We start from the raw sequence: 17361 nt of genomic DNA, 5'->3' as shown, positions 1-17361 counted from the left end.
TCAGTGAACCTCGACCGTGTCGCCCTGCAACCGCTGCAACGCATCGGTCACCGGCTGCGGCAGCAATTGGCGCAGGCAATTGTAGTGGCCGAACCGGCAGGTGCGCTCAAAACACGGGCTGCACTCCAGCCCCAGGCGCACCACTTCGACCTGGTCGGCCAACGGTGGCGTAAAGCCCGGCGAGGTAGAGCCGTACACCGCCACCAGCGGACGGTTCAGCGCGGCGGCCACGTGCATCAGGCCGGAATCGTTGGACACCACCGAATCGGCGCAGGAGAGCAGGTCGATCGCCTCGGCCAGCGAGGTCTCGCCACTCAGGTTCACCGCTTCTTCACGCAGGCCGGGAATCAGGCGCTGGCGAATGTCTTCGCCTACCGAATGATCGTTTTTCGAACCGAACAGCCACACCTGCCAGCCTTCGCGAATCTTCGTTTCGGCGACCTTGGCGTAATGCTCCGACGGCCAGCGCTTGGACTCGCCAAACTCCGCGCCTGGGCACAGCGCCAGCACCGGCCGATCCAACTGCAGGCCAAACTTGCTCAGCGCGGCATCGCGGGTCAACGGGTCGATTTGCAGGCTCGGCCGTGGATACCGCGTGGGCAGCTCGGCACCCGGCGCATAGGCCAGGGCCATGAAGCGCTCGATCATCAGCGGGTAGCGCGCCTTGTCGAGGGTGCGCACGTCGTTGAGCAGCACGTAGCGAAACTCGCCGCGCCAGCCGGTGCGCTTGGGGATGCCGGCAAAATAGGGCACCAGCGCCGACTTGAGCGAGTTGGGCAGCAGGATCGCCTGGTCGTACTGGCCGGCCAGCGACTTGCCGATGCGCCGGCGCGTCGCAAGCTCAAGCGCGCCGTGGCCAAGCGGGAAGCTCAAGGCCTGGCGCACTTCGGGCATACGCTCAAGGATCGGCCGGCTCCACTCGGGGGCGAGCACGTCGATCTGGCAGTCTGGATGGCGCTGGCGCAGGCACTGGAACAGTGTCTGTGCCATCACCATGTCACCGACCCAACTGGGCCCAACGATCAGAATATTCATGTAGTTTCCACAAACGATGCGGGGAGGCTTATGCCTCCCCGCATCGACAATTACCCTAGGTTGCGGTAGCCACGGAACCGCTTTGTGTGGGAGCGGGCTTGCTCGCGAAAGCATCACCGCTGTCCGCCAGACAGATCGCAGCGCCTGCTTCGCGAGCAAGCCCGCTCCCACATAAAGCCGGTTTCCACATTAAATTGGCATCGCTCAATTAATCGAGTATCAGCTTAAACCCAGCTCACGCCAGATTCGCATCACCTGCCGCCGCTCGTCGGCAAACTGCTCCCCGCTCACGGTGCCGGCCTCGTTCTGCAAGGCCTGGCGATGTGCCGCAGAACGGTAGGCCTTGTACACCTCGCGCAGCAAATGGGCATCGGCGGCGGGCATCAGCCCGACCTGCTCCAGGCCCTCCAGAATGCGGATATTGTCGGTAAAGCGCAGCAACGCAGGATGTTGCGCAGACCACGCCAAAGCCGCGTATTGCACCATAAATTCAATATCGACGATACCTCCGGCGTCCTGCTTGAGGTCGAACACGGCCGTGGCCTCGAAGGCATTGGCAGCGGTCCCGGCTGTCGTGGCCCTGGTGCCCAGGTTGTCACGCATCTTGGCGCGCATCTCACTGACCTCCTGGCGCAGCTTCGCCAGGTCGCGTTCACGCCCCAGCACCTTGGCCCGGACCTGCTCGAATGCCTGCCCCACATCCTGGCTGCCCACCAGCACGCGCGCGCGGATCAGGGCCTGATGCTCCCAGGTCCATGCTTCATTTTGTTGATAGCGGTCGAATGCCCCCAGCGAACTGACCAATAGCCCGGACGCGCCGGAAGGTCGCAGGCGCATGTCCACTTCGTACAACTGACCGGAGTTGGTCTGGGTGGTCAGCAGGTGAATGATGCGCTGGCCCAGGCGGGTAAAGAACTGCGCGCCGTCGATCGGCTTGGCGCCGTCGGTTTCGGCATGGGGGTCGCCATCGTGGATAAACACCAGGTCCAGGTCCGAGCCATGGCCCAGTTCGATACCGCCGACCTTGCCGTACCCGACGATGATGAACCCCGGATTGCACAGGCTGCCGTCCAGCCGCTGCGGCGAGCCGTGACGCGCGACGGTCTGGCGCCAGGCCAGGGCCAGCACTTGTTCGAGAATGGCTTCGGCGAGCCAGGTGAGGTAGTCGCTGACTTTCATTAACGGCAGGCTGCCGACGATTTCCGAGGCAGCCACACGCAGGCGGTGAGCCAGTTTGAAGTGGCGCAGGGCTTCCATCTGCTGTTCGAGGTCGTCCTCGGGGATACGCGTGAGGCGCTCGCGCAGCTCGGCGGCCAATTCCGGCGCCAATGGCGGCTTGAACAGGCGGCCTTCGTTGAGCAACTCATCCAGCAGCAGCGGGAAGCGCGTGATTTGCTCGGCGATCCACGGACTGGCGGCGCACAGGGTCAGCAGGCGGCGCAGGGCGTCGGGGTTTTCGGTGAGCAGCACCAGGTAGGCCGAACGGCGGGCGACGGCTTCCACCAGCGGCAATACCCGCTCCATCACCAGGTCCGGGTTGGCGTGCTCTACGGCCTGCGCCAGCAGGCGCGGAATAAACGCATCCAGGCGCTCACGCCCCAGACGCTGCATGGCCCGCAATTGCGGGCTGCTGCGCAGGCCGGCCAGGGCCTTGAGCGCCTTGGGCGCATCGGTGAAACCGCCTTCGGCCAGTTGGCGGCAGGCCGCGTCGTCATCCTGGGACTCTTCCCACAATGGCAGCCACTCACCGCCCACGACCAACTCGCTTTCTTCACCCTCCTCCTCATCCGGATCGGCAATCACCTGGCGGAAGTGCCAGTCCACGCGGCCACGCCAGTGCATCAGGCGCTCATGGAACGCCGTCCAGTCGGCAAACCCGAGCATAAAGGCAATGCGCGCCTGGTCTTCCGGGCTGTCGGGGAGCATCTGCGTCTGGCGGTCGGCAATCGCCTGGATCGCGTGTTCGGTGTAGCGCAGGAATTCGTAACCATTGCGCAACTCGGCGATTACCGCCGACGGCAGGTAGCCCTGGCCTTCGAGGGTGCCCAGCACGTTGAGCAGCGGCCGTTGTTGCAGGCTCAGGTCGCGGCCACCGTGGATGAGCTGGAACGCCTGGGCGATAAATTCCACTTCGCGAATGCCGCCCGAGCCCAGTTTGATGTTTTCGGCCATGCCCTTGCGCCGCACTTCCTGCTGGATCAACTGCTTCATGGTGCGCAGCGCTTCGATGGCCGAAAAATCCAGGTAACGGCGGTAGACGAACGGTCGCAGCATATCCAGCAGCACCGTGCCGGCCACCTGATCGCCCGCCACCACCCGCGCCTTGATCATCGCGTAGCGTTCCCAGTCGCGGCCCTGATCCTGGTAATACTGCTCCAGCGCGTTGAAGCTGAGCACCAGCGCGCCGGCAGAACCATAGGGGCGCAGGCGCATGTCGACGCGAAAGACAAAACCATCGACGGTCATCGGGTCCAGCGCCTTGATCAACTTCTGACCCAGGCGAATGAAAAATTCCTGATTGTCCAGGGAGCGCTTCACCCCCACCGTCTCGCCGCCTTCGGGGTAGGCGAAGATCAGGTCGATATCCGACGAAAGGTTGAGCTCCACCGCACCAAGCTTGCCCATGCCGAGGATGACCATGTGCTGGGCTTCGCCGCTGCGCCGACCGGTGGGCGTGCCGAACTGCACGCAGTGGCGCTGGTACAGCCATTGATAGGCCTGGTCGATGCAGGCGTCGGCCATGTCGGAGAGGTCGCGGCAGGTTTGCACCAGGTCGGCCTGGCGGGTCAGGTCGCGCCAGATGATGCGCACTTGCTGGCGCGTGCGCTGGCGCCGCAAGAGACGACCCAGTTCATCTTCCGTTTGCGCCTGTTGCACGGCACCGGCGATCTGGCTGCACAGCTCGCCCGGTGCAAAGCCGCGATCCAGCTCGCCCCAGGCCACCAGCTCAAGCAACATCAAAGGGTCACGAACGCTTTGTTCAATGACAAAATCACTGGCGGCGCATACACGGGTAAACTCTGCCCACCGTTGCGGCGTCCAGGCACACAGTCCATTATCGTCGTCCAGCGCGGCGACGGCGTCACGAAATGACTGCTCGGCCCGCTGGGCAAATGGCAAGAGAATGGCAGGCAGTTCGGCCAGCGTTGGAAGGCTCATGGTCTATCCTTGATCGGCGTGTAAATGGCCTGTAGAGGTGAACGCGAGAACCGCGCTCGGTGAAGAACTGTCGAACAAAAGTTAGAAATAGCTGAAATTAAATTAATCTTGGCAGGTAACATCAAACTTGAACCTTTTCTTGTTCGCAAAAGATCAACATTAACGATTATGCTCACCAGCCAGACCGAGCCATACGCTCGGTCTTGTGTAGTTTTACTACTCGTATATACATTCGAAAGGCTGAAATGGCCGACGATTTGTAGTAAAACTACAGGACGCCGAAGCAACCTTCGGCCATCCAAGAATTTATGTCGTCTGCCCACAAGGCCAGTCGCAAACTTCAGGCAACCGATTCTGGTAGCCTTTCCGCCCTGGAGCAAGCCATGCAAGACCTCGATCCCGTCGAAACCCAGGAATGGCTGGACGCCCTGGAATCGGTTCTCGACAAAGAAGGCGAAGACCGTGCTCATTACCTGATGACCCGTATGGGCGAACTCGCGACCCGCAGCGGCTCGCAGTTGCCTTACGCCATCACCACGCCATACCGCAACACCATCCCCGTTACCCACGAAGCACGCATGCCTGGCGACCTGTTCATGGAACGCCGCATTCGCTCGCTGGTACGTTGGAACGCCATGGCGATGGTAATGCGCACGAACTTGAAAGATTCGGACCTGGGCGGTCACATCTCCAGCTTCGCTTCCAGCGCAACCCTGTATGACATCGGCTTCAACTACTTCTTCCAGGCCCCGACCGACGAACACGGCGGCGACCTGATCTACTTCCAGGGCCACACCTCCCCAGGCGTTTACGCCCGTGCGTTCATGGAAGGCCGCATCAGCGAAGAACAAATGAACAACTTCCGCCAGGAAGTCGACGGTCAGGGCCTGTCGTCCTACCCGCACCCTTGGCTGATGCCCGATTTCTGGCAGTTCCCAACCGTTTCCATGGGTCTGGGCCCGATCCAGGCGATCTACCAGGCACGCTTCATGAAGTACCTGGAAGCCCGTGGTTTCATCCCGGAAGGCAAGCAGAAAGTCTGGTGCTTCCTGGGCGACGGCGAGTGCGACGAGCCGGAATCCCTGGGCGCCATCTCCCTGGCCGGCCGCGAAAAGCTCGACAACCTGATCTTCGTCATCAACTGCAACCTGCAGCGCCTCGACGGCCCGGTTCGCGGCAACGCCAAGATCATCCAGGAACTCGAAGGCGTGTTCCGTGGCGCTCACTGGAACGTCACCAAGGTCATCTGGGGCCGTTTCTGGGACCCGCTGCTGGCCAAGGACGTCGACGGTATCCTGCAACGTCGCATGGACGAAGTCATCGACGGCGAGTACCAGAACTACAAGGCCAAAGACGGCGCGTTCGTGCGTGAACATTTCTTCAACACGCCTGAGCTCAAGGCGATGGTTGCAGACCTGTCCGACGACGAGATCTGGAAACTCAACCGTGGCGGCCACGACCCGTACAAGGTCTACGCGGCGTACCACCAGGCGGTCAACCACAAAGAGCAGCCGACCGTTATCCTGGCCAAGACCATCAAGGGTTATGGCACCGGTGCCGGCGAAGCGAAGAACACCGCGCACAACACCAAGAAAGTCGACGTCGACAGCCTGAAGCTGTTCCGCGACCGTTTCGACATTCCGGTCAAGGACGAAGAGCTGGAGAACCTGCCGTTCTTCAAGCCAGAGCCAAACAGCGCCGAAGCCCGCTACCTCAGCGAGCGTCGCACCGCACTGGGCGGTTTCGTACCGCAGCGCCGCGCCAAGTCGTTCGATATTCCTACGCCGCCACTCGATACCCTCAAGGCGATCCTGGACGGTTCGGGCGACCGTGAAATTTCCACCACCATGGCCTTCGTGCGCATCCTCGCGCAACTGGTCAAGGACAAGGAAATCGGTTCGCGCATTGTGCCGATCATCCCGGACGAAGCGCGTACCTTCGGTATGGAAGGCATGTTCCGTCAGTTGGGCATCTACTCCTCGGTCGGCCAGCTCTACGAGCCAGTCGATAAAGACCAGGTGATGTTCTACAAGGAAGACAAGAAAGGCCAGATCCTCGAAGAAGGCATCAACGAAGCGGGCGCCATGAGCTCCTTCATCGCTGCCGGCACCTCGTACTCCAGCCACAACCAGCCAATGCTGCCGTTCTACATCTTCTACTCGATGTTCGGCTTCCAGCGTATCGGCGACCTGGCGTGGGCAGCGGGCGACAGCCGTACCCGTGGCTTCCTGATCGGCGGCACCGCCGGCCGCACCACGCTGAACGGCGAAGGCCTGCAACACGAAGACGGTCACAGCCACATCCTGGCGGCCACCATCCCGAACTGCCGCACCTTTGATCCAACCTACGGCTACGAGCTGGCGGTGATCATCCAGGACGGCATGAAGAAGATGACCGAGCAGCAGCAGGACGTTTTCTACTACATCACCGTGATGAACGAGTCCTACCAACAGCCAGCCATGCCGGCCGGTGTCGAGGAAGGCATCATCAAGGGCATGTACCTGCTCGAAGAAGACACCAAGGAAGCAGCGCACCACGTGCAACTGATGGGCTCCGGCACCATCCTGCGCGAAGTGCGTGAAGCGGCGAAGATCCTGCGTGACGAATTCAACGTCGGCGCCGACGTGTGGAGCGTTACCAGCTTCAACGAACTGCGTCGCGACGGCCTGGCCGTGGAACGCAACAACCGCCTGCACCCAGGCCAGAAGCCGCAACTGAGCTATGTCGAAGAATGCCTGAACGGCCGTAAAGGTCCGGTCATTGCTTCCACCGACTACATGAAGCTGTTTGCTGAACAGATTCGCCAGTGGGTCCCGTCCAAGGAATTCAAAGTCCTGGGCACCGACGGTTTCGGCCGCAGTGACAGCCGCAAGAAGCTGCGTCACTTCTTCGAAGTTGACCGTCACTTCGTGGTGTTGGCAGCCCTGGAAGCCTTGGCTGACCGTGGTGAGATCGAACCCAAGGTGGTGGCTGACGCCATCGTCAAGTTCGGGATCAACCCGGAAAAACGCAACCCACTGGACTGCTGAGGAGATTTTTTGTGAGCGAACTCATTCGCGTACCTGACATCGGCAGCGGTGAAGGTGAAGTAATCGAGCTGTTTGTGAAGGTCGGCGACACCGTCGAAGCCGACCAGAGCATCCTGACCCTCGAGTCGGACAAGGCGAGCATGGAAATCCCTGCGCCCAAGGCCGGTGTGGTCAAGAGCCTGAAAGTGAAGCTGGGCGATCGCCTGAAAGAAGGCGACGAACTGCTGGAGCTGGAAATCGAAGGTGCTGCCGATGCAGCCCCTGCCGCCAAGGCTGAATCGGCCGCCGCCCCCGCGCCGGCCGCTGAAAAACCTGCCGCTGCCGAGGCCCCTGCGGCCCCGGCTGCTGCACCCGCAGAAGCCACGGTCCAGGACATTCACGTCCCGGACATCGGTTCGTCGGGCAAGGCCAAGATCATCGAGCTGCTGGTCAAGGTGGGCGACACCGTCGAAGCCGACCAGTCGCTGATCACCCTGGAGTCCGACAAGGCCTCCATGGAAATCCCGTCGCCGGCTGCCGGCGTAGTGGAAAGCATCGCGGTCAAGCTGGAAGACGAAGTCGGCACTGGCGACTTCATCCTCAAGCTGAAAGTACAAGGCGCTGCACCGGCTGCCGCTCCAGCACCCGCCGCCGCTCCGGCTGCTGCAAAGGCTGAAGCTGCTCCGGCCGCTGCCGCCCCGGCACCGGCTGCAAAAGCCGAGGCCGCACCGGCCCCGGCTGCTGCCGCACCTGCGCCAAGCGGTGCCAAGGTTCACGCCGGTCCTGCGGTTCGCCAACTGGCCCGTGAATTCGGTGTCGAGCTGAACGCTGTGTCGGCCACTGGCCCGCATGGTCGCGTGCTGAAGGAAGACGTGCAGGTTTACGTCAAATCCATGATGCAGAAGGCCAAGGAAGCTCCGGCTGCCGGCGCTGCCACCGGTGGTTCGGGCATTCCGCCGATCCCGGTCGTGGATTTCAGCCGTTTCGGCGAGACCGAAGAAGTGCCGATGACTCGCCTGATGCAAATCGGCGCGTCAAGCCTGCACCGCAGTTGGCTGAACATCCCGCACGTGACCCAGTTCGACCAGGCCGATATCACCGACCTCGAAGCTTTCCGCGTTGCGCAGAAAGCCGTGGCCGAGAAGGCCGGCGTCAAGCTGACCGTGCTGCCACTGCTGCTCAAGGCCTGCGCGCACCTGCTCAAGGAGCTGCCGGACTTCAACAGTTCGCTGGCGCCAAGCGGCAAGGCGATCATTCGCAAGAAGTATGTAAACGTCGGTTTTGCGGTTGATACCCCGGACGGCCTGCTGGTGCCTGTGATCAAGAACGTTGATCAGAAGAGCCTGCTGCAACTGGCTGCCGAAGCGGCTGCACTGGCTGCCAAGGCCCGTGACAAGAAGCTCACCGCCGACGACATGCAAGGCGCCTGCTTCACCATTTCCAGCCTCGGTCACATTGGCGGCACTGGCTTCACGCCAATCGTCAACGCGCCGGAAGTGGCGATCCTGGGTGTATCCAAGGCGACTATCCAACCAGTGTGGGACGGTAAAGCGTTCCAGCCGAAACTGATGCTGCCGCTGTCGCTGTCCTACGATCACCGCGTGATCAATGGTGCCGCGGCTGCGCGCTTCACCCAGCGTCTGAGCCAGTTGCTGAACGACATCCGCACCATCCTGCTGTAAGCATCACCCGGCCTCTCCCTCATCGGGGAGGCCGGGATTGCACCGATTTTCGAGCGCCACGCTCGTACCTCAACCCCGCCACATGGCGGGGCTTTTTTTGCGCGTACGCCGCACAGGCAATGGCTTTGCGAACAGGTTTGTACACCTTTGATCAACCCGACTGCAGAAATCCCCCAGCCGGCCGATAACAGCCTTATAGCACTTAGCCTTCATCCTCTCTTGTCAGCCTGTGCTGCATGATGCAACCTTGCCACAAGCAACAGTCAAGAGGGCGTGAGCCCGGCGCCAAGTGCGTTATTTCAAGTGAGCTTCCCCATGAAAAGCCAGCCCGATGCCGCCCGTATGGCGGCCGAGGTAGTGACGCAATTACCCGTGCCTTCGCGCCTGGGTATGCTGCGTTTCGAGCGGCTGAATGAGGCAAGCTGGGCCCTGCTGTACCTGGACCCCAATTGCGAACGCCAATTCGGCCTGTCGGCGGTGGAACTGTGTGCCCTGCTCGGCACGCCCTACGCCAGCCTGATGGAGCCACAGGCGCGCTATCAACTGCACGATGCCATCCAGCAACAGCTGAGCCAGAGCCCTCACTACCTGGTGCGCTATACCCTGCACACCAACGACGGCCCGCTGAATCTGCTGGAAATGGGCGAGGCCTACAAACAGCACAACCGCCACCTGCTGCGCGGCTACCTGATGGTCGTGGACGGCCTGCTCAACGAGCTGCCCTCCACCGCCCCGACTGTCGACCTGGAAAGCCAGAACAGCCGCCTGCAGATCGCCCTGGAACTCAACCAGCGCGCGCAACAGGAACAGCTGCAACATCTTGAGCGGGTGCGCGCCCAGCAGGAGCTGATCCTGCTGCTGGCCCGTCAGCGCTACACCACCCCCAATTCGCTGCAGGAAGCCGCCGAGCTGATCACCCGCAGCGCCTGCGATATCTACCAGATCGATTTCGCCAGTATCTGGAACCTCGAAGGCCAGCGCCTGGTGCCGATCTCGGCGTACAACCATGCCGAAGGGCGCCACCACCTGCCCGATCCAATTGACGCCAGCGGCTTCCCCGACTACCTGGAGGCCCTGCATACCAGTCGCGCCATCGACGCCAACAACGCCATGCGCGACCCGCGCACCCGGGAAATGGCCGAGACCCTGCGCGCCAATGACACCTACGCCATGCTCGACGCGAGCATTCGCGTGGACGGCCAGGTGGTCGGCGTGCTGTGCCTGGAACAGGGCGGCAGCCCGCGCGCCTGGCAGTCCGATGAAATCGCGTTTGCCGGCGAGCTGGCGGACCAGTTCGCCCAGGTCATCAACAACCACAACCGGCGCACCGCCACCAGCGCGCTGCACCTGTTCCAGCGTGCGGTGGAGCAAAGCGCGAATGCCTTCCTGCTGGTCAATTGCGACGGCGTGGTGGAGTACGTCAACCCCAGTTTTACCGCGATCACCCAGTACAGCACCGAAGAGGTCCACGGCCACCGCCTGGCGCAGTTGCCGGCCCTGGAAAACCTCAGTGAGCTGCTGTTCGACGCGCCCTCGGCCCTGGCCAAGAGCAACAGCTGGCAGGGCGAGTTCAAGAGCCGGCGCAAGAACCTGGAACCCTACTGGGGCCAGCTGTCGATTTCCAAGGTGTACGGCGACAACCGTGAGCTGACCCATTACATCGGCATCTACGAAGACATCACCCAGACCAAGCTGGCCCAGCAGCGTATCGAGCGCCTGGCGTACACCGACAACCTGACCAACCTGGGCAACCGTCCGGCGTTCATCCGCAACCTCGATGAGCGCTTTGCCCGCGACAGCGACAGCCCGATCAGCCTGCTGCTGGTGGACATCGACAACTTCAAGCGCATCAACGACAGCCTCGGCCACCAGACCGGCGACAAGCTGCTGATCAGCCTCGCCCGGCGCCTGCGCAACAGCCTGAGCAGCAGCGGCAGCCTGGCGCGCTTTGCCAGTAACGAATTTGCGGTGCTGCTCGACGACACCGACCTCGAGAGCGGCCAGCAGGTCGCCAGCCAACTGCTGGCCACGCTCGACAAGCCGATGTTCGTCGACAACCAGTTGATCAGCGTCACCGGCTCCGTGGGCCTGGCCTGCGCGCCGTTGCATGGCCGCGACCCGCAGACGCTGATGCGCAACGCAGGCCTGGCCTTGCACAAGGCCAAGGCCAACGGTAAACATCAGGTACAGGTGTTCACCGAGGCGTTGAATGCCGAGGCCAGCTACAAGCTGTTCGTGGAAAACAACCTGCGCCGCGCGCTGACGCAAAACGAGCTGGACGTGTTCTATCAGCCCAAGCTGTGCCTGCGCAGCGGCCGCCTGCTGGGCATGGAAGCGCTGCTGCGCTGGAACCACCCGGAAAAGGGCATGATCCGCCCCGACCAGTTCATCAGCGTGGCCGAAGAAACCGGCTTGATCATCCCTATCGGCAAATGGATCGCGCGCCAGGCCTGCCGCATGAGCAAGCGACTGAGCGCCGCCGGCATGGGCAACCTGCAGGTGGCGATCAACCTGTCGCCCAAGCAGTTCTCCGACCCGGACCTGGTGGCCTCCATCGCCAGCATCCTCAAGGAAGAAGAACTGCCGGCCAATCTGCTGGAGCTGGAACTCACCGAAGGCCTGCTGCTGGAGGCCACCGAAGACACGCGCCAGCAACTGGACCAGTTGAAAAGCTTCGGCCTGACCCTGGCCATGGACGACTTCGGCACCGGTTATTCGTCGCTGAGCTACCTGAAAAAATTCCCCATCGACATCATCAAGATCGACCGCAGCTTTATCCATGAAATCCCGGACAACCAGGACGACATGGAAATCACCTCGGCGGTGATCGCCATGGCCCACAACCTGAAACTCAAGGTGGTGGCCGAAGGCATCGAGACCGCCGAGCAGTTGGCGTTCCTGCGCCGGCATCGTTGCGATGTGGGGCAGGGCTACCTGTTCGACCGGCCGATCCCGGGCTCCGAGCTGCTCGAAAAGCTCAAGCGCTACCCACGCGGGCCAATCGCCTGACAGCGCTGTAACACTCGGGCACACTGGCGGTCCGATTCTTACCCAACTCAATCTGACTGAGAGGACTGATCATGGTCTTGCGCTCGGAAATTCTGGTGAACAAAAACGTGCTGCCGACTCAAGAACAAGCATTGCCTGGCCGTGAAACGCCAATGACCCTGCCGGAAACGCACTTCGTCAACGGCAACCCGCTGCTGGGCCCGTTCGTCGACGACGTTGGTTTTGCGATCTTCGGCCTCGGTTGTTTCTGGGGCGCAGAGCGCAAGTTCTGGGAACGCGACGGCGTGGTCAGCACCGTGGTGGGTTACGCCGGCGGCTACACGCCCAACCCGACCTACGAAGAAGTGTGCTCGGGCCTCACCGGCCACAGCGAAGTGGTGCTGGTGGTGTATGACCAGGCCAAAGTGACCTACGAAGATTTGCTGAAGATGTTCTGGGAATTGCACAACCCGACCCAGGGCATGCGCCAGGGCAACGACATCGGCACCCAGTATCGCTCGGTCATCTACGCCACCACACCGGAACAACTGGCGGCGGCGCACGCCAGTGCGCAGGCGTATCAGCAGGAACTGACCAAGGCCGGGCTGGGCGAGATCACCACGGAAATTGCAGAGGCGCCGACGGTGTATTTCGCCGAGACGTATCACCAGCAGTATCTGGCGAAGAATCCGCAGGGCTATTGCGGCATCGGCGGCACTGGCGTGACTTGCCCGATCTAAGACGTGCGCAACTCAAATGTAGGAGCGGGCTTGACCACGAATGCGGTGTATCAGTCGACCTATCCGTTAACTGACACCCTGCTTTCGCGAGCAAGCCCGCGCTTATCAAACACAAAATAACTTTTCGATTTAAAAACTGAAATTTCAGGAAGCCACAGTCCTGTGGCGAGCAGGCTTGTCCTGCGTTGGGCTGCGCAGCAGCCCCAAAACCTTGCTCCGGGCAGTGTCAGGTACACCGCATTTCCCTTGACCGGGGGCGCTGCGCGCGCCAACGCGGGGCAAGCCCGCTTGCCGTTCAGTTAAGCCAACGTGATGCTCGAAGCAACGAGCGGTGCGACTTTTCGGTGTACCTATCCGTTTCTGCGGTAACGACGACTTAGGGTTCCGCCCTTACGGCGGCTCACTTTTGAAAAGCGCAAAAGTAAGCAAAACGCTCTTGCCCCAACACTCGGCACCTCGCCTGGGCTCGGTGTGCCCTCACGCAGGCTTTGGAGCGTGGGCCGCCGCGATGGGCCATCCTTGGCCCAGCGCGGCTAACCCGGCGTCCTGCCGGGTTACCCACGCTCCAAAACCTGCGTTCGGCCAGCGTGTTTGACGGGGCGCTCCAGATCAAAAGCAAAAGCAAAAGCGTGGCGGCCTGAGAGCCGACCGAAATGGTCTACCGAACGCTGTACAAAATGTGGGAGGGGGCTTGCTCCCGATGGCGTCGGCCCAGCAAACATTGACGTTGACTGACCCACCGCTTTCGCGGGCAAGTCGAATCGTCGCACCGCAGCTCCCACAGGGGAGCTGCGCTTAACTGACTGGCATTAGGGCAAGCCCGCTTGCCACAGAGCCTCCAGTTTGCTGCGCGACAGCGCTAAGTCGAAGACTGGGCAGAGCCGCACATTTGGTTTGGTGCCTGGCTTGAGCGCCAATTATTCAGCGATGAGCCAATCCATCTGCCAGCCACCCTGGGTCTGGCCGAGCTTTTTGGACAGCCACGGCAGCAGCTCACGCAACTCCTCTTCCAAACCCCACGGCGGGTTGGCAATCGCCAGGCCCGAGCCGGTCAGGGTGTTGGGCGTGTCCAGCGGATGCACCAGCAATTCCACGCGCAGCAACTTCGGCGCGCCGGTGCCGGCCAGGTCCTGATAGAAGCGGCGCAACATGCGCTGATCCTTCACCGGGTACCAGATCGCCGCGACCGTCTGGCGCATGCGACCGATTGCTTCCTTGAGGGATGCGGCGCAACGCTGCATTTCATCGAGCTGTTCAAACGGCGGATCGATCAGCATCAACGCACGTTTTTCCGGTACCGGCAGCAGGGCACGCGGCACATGCCAGCCTTCGCCCAGGTGCACTTTGACCCGGCGATCGCCCTTCATGTTGTCCTTGAGCAACACCCCGTCTTCCGGGTGTTTTTCGTTGAGCAGTACGCGGTCCTGCGCTCGCGTGAGGCGGCGGGCCAGCTCGGGCGAGCCCGGGTAGTAACGCAACTGGCCATCGGGGTTCATCTCATGCAGCACGCGCATGTAGTCGGCGGTCAGTGGTGGCAGGTCGCTGGCGCCCCACAAGCGGGCGATGCCTTCGAGGTACTCACCCGTGCGGTTGGCCTGATCACCTTGCAGGTCGTACAGGCCGATGCCGGCATGGGTGTCGAGGTAGGCGAACGGCTGCTCCTTGCGCGACATCAGGGCGATGAGGCGGGTCAGAGTCAGGTGTTTGAAGACATCGGCGTGGTTGCCGGCGTGAAAGGCGTGACGATAATTCATGGTTGCTCCTGCGCAGGGGGCGAAGTTTACCTTCTGCGCGGGCAAAGGTGCAGGGCCGTGTGCCGGGCGGTGCTCAGGGCGTCAGTTCCGTACTGAGGTAGTCGATCAGTGCCGCAACGTCCAACTGCGGCCCGCGCACGAAGTACGACAGCTTGTGTTGCAGGGTCGTCGGGGTAAATGCGCCGTACAGGTCCGGGCGCTGTTCTTCCAGCCATTGCAGCAGGTTGTCGATCAGGGTCTGGGGTGACTGCGCGGCCAGATGCTCAAGCAGCGCCGGCGGTAGCTGCCACCAGGGACTGGTTTTGGCGGCGGTCACCGCACCCGTCATCACCGTAAGCGGGCAGCCATTGATCAGGTAACTCTTAAACACCGGCAATACCTTCGCGGCGCCATCGCCCAGGTGTTGCAGCAGCGGCAGAAACCGGGCGCCGTCCCAGTAGCGCAGAAACACAGCCTGCCCCTCGGGCAGCAGCACCTTGGTCAGGCCCTGCAAATGGGCGATCACGGCGTCCAGCGGGCTGCACGACACCGCCAGCCATCCCCAATCCGTCGATTCGCTGGCGGCGATCCAATCGAGAAAGGCGCTGCCCGGCTCGACAATAGCCACGTAAGGCATGACCTCACCCCACTGCGCGTAGGCCGTCCCTGCCCATACCGCATGAGGCGCAGGCCCGGCAGCCCTGGCTTGCCAGACGGCAAGCGGCCTGGCCTCGCTGGCATTGCCCAGCACCGCATAGAGGGTTTCACCAGCCTGCAAAGGCCACTGCGCCAGCCAGGCACTGGGCGTCAAAGGGATAGGCATCAGGGGAGTTTCCTGTCGACGTTGGCATGTTCGGCGATGTCACACTGCCCGTTTTTGCAGCGCTCGCACTCTTCACAAAACGGCGCGCTGCGCTTCAGGCTCGCCACTTGCACGGGGCTTAGCGGTAACAGCATGACGGCCTGCAGTTTTTCCTTTAAGCCAGGCAGTAACGGTGCCGCACCTGGCGCAGGTCCACCACCGATCTGAATCGGCACACTGCTGAAAATCCCGGCGGCAGACAGCGTGATCGACTGACCTGCGGCCTGAATCGTGACCGTGGCACCGGCATCGATGACCACGCTTTGCCCTGCGCCAATGCGGATGGTGACCCCAGCCTGCATCTGCTGCGAACCGCCGACCACCAGGTGATCATCCTGCTTGAGTTCGGTGAGCCGGTTGCCGTGGGTGATGCGTTGTTCTTCGCCCTGCAACTCGTGGTGCGACTCGCCGCCCACCTTCACCCGCCGATGATTGTCGACCTGCACCTGCTGGTCATTGAGCACATGCTGGGTCCAGTCACGCTGGGCACGCAGGTAGATTTCCTCGGCGCCCTTGCGGTCCTCGATGCGCAGTTCGTTGTAACCACCGCCCCCGGGGCTGCTCTGGCTGCGGAAAATGCTGCGGGTCTTGTCGGCCGGCAGGTCGAGGGGCACGGGTGTGGCGGCATTGGGCAGGCAGCCCATGACGACCGGCATATCACTATCGCCATTGACGAAGCCCACCAGCACTTCCATGCCAACCCGAGGAATCAGCACCGCCCCATAACGATCATGGGCCCAGCCGCTGGCAACCCTCAGCCAGCAACTGGAATGCTCGTTATGCTGGCCATCGCGATCCCAGGCCATCTGCACCTTGACCCGGCCGTATTCATCGCAATGAATCTCGCTGTCGACGGGCCCGGTGACCACTGCATTCTGGAAGCCGGATATGTGCGGCCGCGGCATAATCAGCGGTGTTCGAAACATCACCTCCCACGGTGTTACAACGAAGTCGTTACGGTAACCCTGAGAGGATTCGTCGCCATAGTCATCAGGCGCAGCCTCCTCCAGCACTTGCGGCTGATGCCCTTCATGGTGCAACTGGGTGATCAGCCACAGATCATTCCATTCCTCACGCGGATGCCCGGCCATCTTCAGGAACTGCCCGCAGACCAAGGCCGGCTGGTCGCTCAACCCCCTGGCCTGGCGATAATCACTGCGATGACGCTCCAACAGGCGTCGCGCCAGATAGTTGCCGTGATCGCGATCCATAAAATGCCCAGGATAGGCCTGCTCGTTCAGGTCGGGGCGCTGCTCTCCCGAAGCTGCGCTTTCCAGTACCAGGCTCGGCTTCCGGAAATCGTAGTCCCGCAGGTTCACACCCGTGGTGCGCGTCTCCATCTGCAGGATGAAGCGCTTGATTGCAGGCGTGTCGGCCACCATTCCGGAACCCGGCGAGTACGGGGTGGTTTGATCCGGCTGGGCGAACACGCTTTGATCATCGCCAAACACCAACAAATGGCGCTCGGGGCTGTGCTGAAAGTGATAGTGGATACCCGACTCGACGCACAAGCGCTGGATGAACTGCAGGTCGGTTTCATCGAACTGAACACAGTACTCACGCTCGGGATACTTCCCGCTCAGCTGGAATACGAAGTTATCAGCCTGGATGGCCTGGGCCTCCAGCACCAGCGCAATGATCTGCGGCACGGTTTTTTTGTGGAACATACGCTGGTGGGTGCTGTGCTCCAGATAAGCCAACTGCGGCACCAGGGTTATCTGATAGCGGGTCATACGCCTGCCCGAATCACCTTGTGCCACTCGATATACCTGGCCGTGAACGCCTCGGCCCTGGGGGTCAAACGCCAGGAAGGCCTGCCGGTGCAGCAGGCTTTCAATGTCCAGATCAGGTTGTTCGCAGACCAGTTCGAGGTCGAAGCGAAAAGGCAGGCTGATAAATTCATCTCCCGAAAACCCCTGAACCTTGAGTTCACTGGGCTCTCCGTCGAGGGTCAGGGTAAATGCACTTTGATTGGCGAGAGCGAACATCCGGTGTTTCTCTGCGAGGGAGTAGGCGAGCGATTCTGCACCACTGCCCTGCCCCACCGAACACGTGCCAGGCAAATCAGTAAAAGCCTACGTGGGCACGTATGAATTTTCGCCAACCCCAGGTAAACCGCACATAAAAAAGCCCGCCATCCAGAGGATGCGGGCC

At 61.8% G+C, this 17361-nt stretch carries 9 protein-coding genes; 4 read left to right on the top strand and 5 right to left on the bottom strand.

Translation table 11 applies throughout. The features are described 5' to 3' along the window. Both waaF and glnE read right to left on the bottom strand, forming a co-directional pair. Complete coding sequence (gene waaF, locus JOE32_RS19585) at positions 1-1035, bottom strand: lipopolysaccharide heptosyltransferase II (protein WP_209987752.1); 1035 nt, start codon at positions 1033-1035, stop codon at positions 1-3. A gap of 219 nt (positions 1036-1254) precedes the next feature. Further along, positions 1255-4194, bottom strand: coding sequence for a bifunctional [glutamate--ammonia ligase]-adenylyl-L-tyrosine phosphorylase/[glutamate--ammonia-ligase] adenylyltransferase (glnE, locus tag JOE32_RS19580; protein ID WP_209987749.1), 2940 nt, complete (start codon positions 4192-4194; stop codon positions 1255-1257). 383 nt (positions 4195-4577) lie between these two features. Here glnE and aceE point away from each other — a divergent pair, with 383 nt between their 5' ends. From aceE to msrA, 4 genes are all read left to right on the top strand, one after another. Then, a complete protein-coding gene (aceE, locus tag JOE32_RS19575; RefSeq protein ID WP_209987747.1) occupies positions 4578-7223 on the top strand; it encodes a pyruvate dehydrogenase (acetyl-transferring), homodimeric type in 2646 nt (881 codons plus the stop codon). An 11-nt stretch (positions 7224-7234) separates the two neighbouring features. Then, positions 7235-8884 carry a dihydrolipoyllysine-residue acetyltransferase gene (aceF, locus tag JOE32_RS19570; protein ID WP_209987743.1) on the top strand — a complete coding sequence of 550 codons (1650 nt, stop codon included), beginning with the start codon at positions 7235-7237 and terminating at the stop codon, positions 8882-8884. 315 nt (positions 8885-9199) lie between these two features. Beyond that, positions 9200-11893 carry a GGDEF and EAL domain-containing protein gene (locus tag JOE32_RS19565; RefSeq protein ID WP_209987740.1) on the top strand — a complete coding sequence of 898 codons (2694 nt, stop codon included), beginning with the start codon at positions 9200-9202 and terminating at the stop codon, positions 11891-11893. Between the two features lie 71 nt (positions 11894-11964). Continuing rightward, the gene (msrA, locus tag JOE32_RS19560) at positions 11965-12612 is read left to right on the top strand and encodes a peptide-methionine (S)-S-oxide reductase MsrA (RefSeq protein WP_209987737.1); all 648 of its coding nucleotides are present in this window, start codon (positions 11965-11967) and stop codon (positions 12610-12612) included. Between the two features lie 917 nt (positions 12613-13529). On the opposite strand, the gene rlmJ is transcribed toward msrA, so the two are convergent. From rlmJ to JOE32_RS19545, 3 genes are all read right to left on the bottom strand, one after another. Continuing rightward, on the bottom strand, positions 13530-14366 hold the full coding sequence (gene rlmJ / locus JOE32_RS19555) for a 23S rRNA (adenine(2030)-N(6))-methyltransferase RlmJ (protein ID WP_209987732.1): 837 nt from the start codon (positions 14364-14366) through the stop codon (positions 13530-13532). A 73-nt stretch (positions 14367-14439) separates the two neighbouring features. Further along, a complete protein-coding gene (locus JOE32_RS19550) occupies positions 14440-15168 on the bottom strand; it encodes a DUF4123 domain-containing protein (protein ID WP_209987729.1) in 729 nt (242 codons plus the stop codon). Further along, entirely contained in the window at positions 15168-17195 is a 2028-nt protein-coding gene (locus JOE32_RS19545) for a type VI secretion system tip protein VgrG (protein ID WP_209987726.1), read from the bottom strand. The genes JOE32_RS19550 and JOE32_RS19545 overlap by 1 nt, the downstream gene beginning before the upstream one ends. Positions 17196-17361 lie beyond the last annotated feature (166 nt).

Source organism: Pseudomonas sp. PvP025 (assembly GCF_017832155.1).
Classification (GTDB): domain Bacteria; phylum Pseudomonadota; class Gammaproteobacteria; order Pseudomonadales; family Pseudomonadaceae; genus Aquipseudomonas.
This window is presented reverse-complemented; position numbering and strand designations above follow the sequence as displayed.

Bases quoted from the DNA above. Each gene is read 5' to 3' on its own strand.
- rlmJ (WP_209987732.1), bottom strand. From the start codon at position 14,366: ATGAATTATCGTCACGCCTTTCACGCCGGCAACCACGCCGATGTCTTC.
- waaF (WP_209987752.1), bottom strand. From the start codon at position 1,035: ATGAATATTCTGATCGTTGGGCCCAGTTGGGTCGGTGACATGGTGATG.
- glnE (WP_209987749.1), bottom strand. From the start codon at position 4,194: ATGAGCCTTCCAACGCTGGCCGAACTGCCTGCCATTCTCTTGCCATTT.
- aceE (WP_209987747.1), top strand. From the start codon at position 4,578: ATGCAAGACCTCGATCCCGTCGAAACCCAGGAATGGCTGGACGCCCTG.
- msrA (WP_209987737.1), top strand. From the start codon at position 11,965: ATGGTCTTGCGCTCGGAAATTCTGGTGAACAAAAACGTGCTGCCGACT.
- JOE32_RS19545 (WP_209987726.1), bottom strand. From the start codon at position 17,195: ATGTTCGCTCTCGCCAATCAAAGTGCATTTACCCTGACCCTCGACGGA.
- JOE32_RS19550 (WP_209987729.1), bottom strand. From the start codon at position 15,168: ATGCCTATCCCTTTGACGCCCAGTGCCTGGCTGGCGCAGTGGCCTTTG.
- JOE32_RS19565 (WP_209987740.1), top strand. From the start codon at position 9,200: ATGAAAAGCCAGCCCGATGCCGCCCGTATGGCGGCCGAGGTAGTGACG.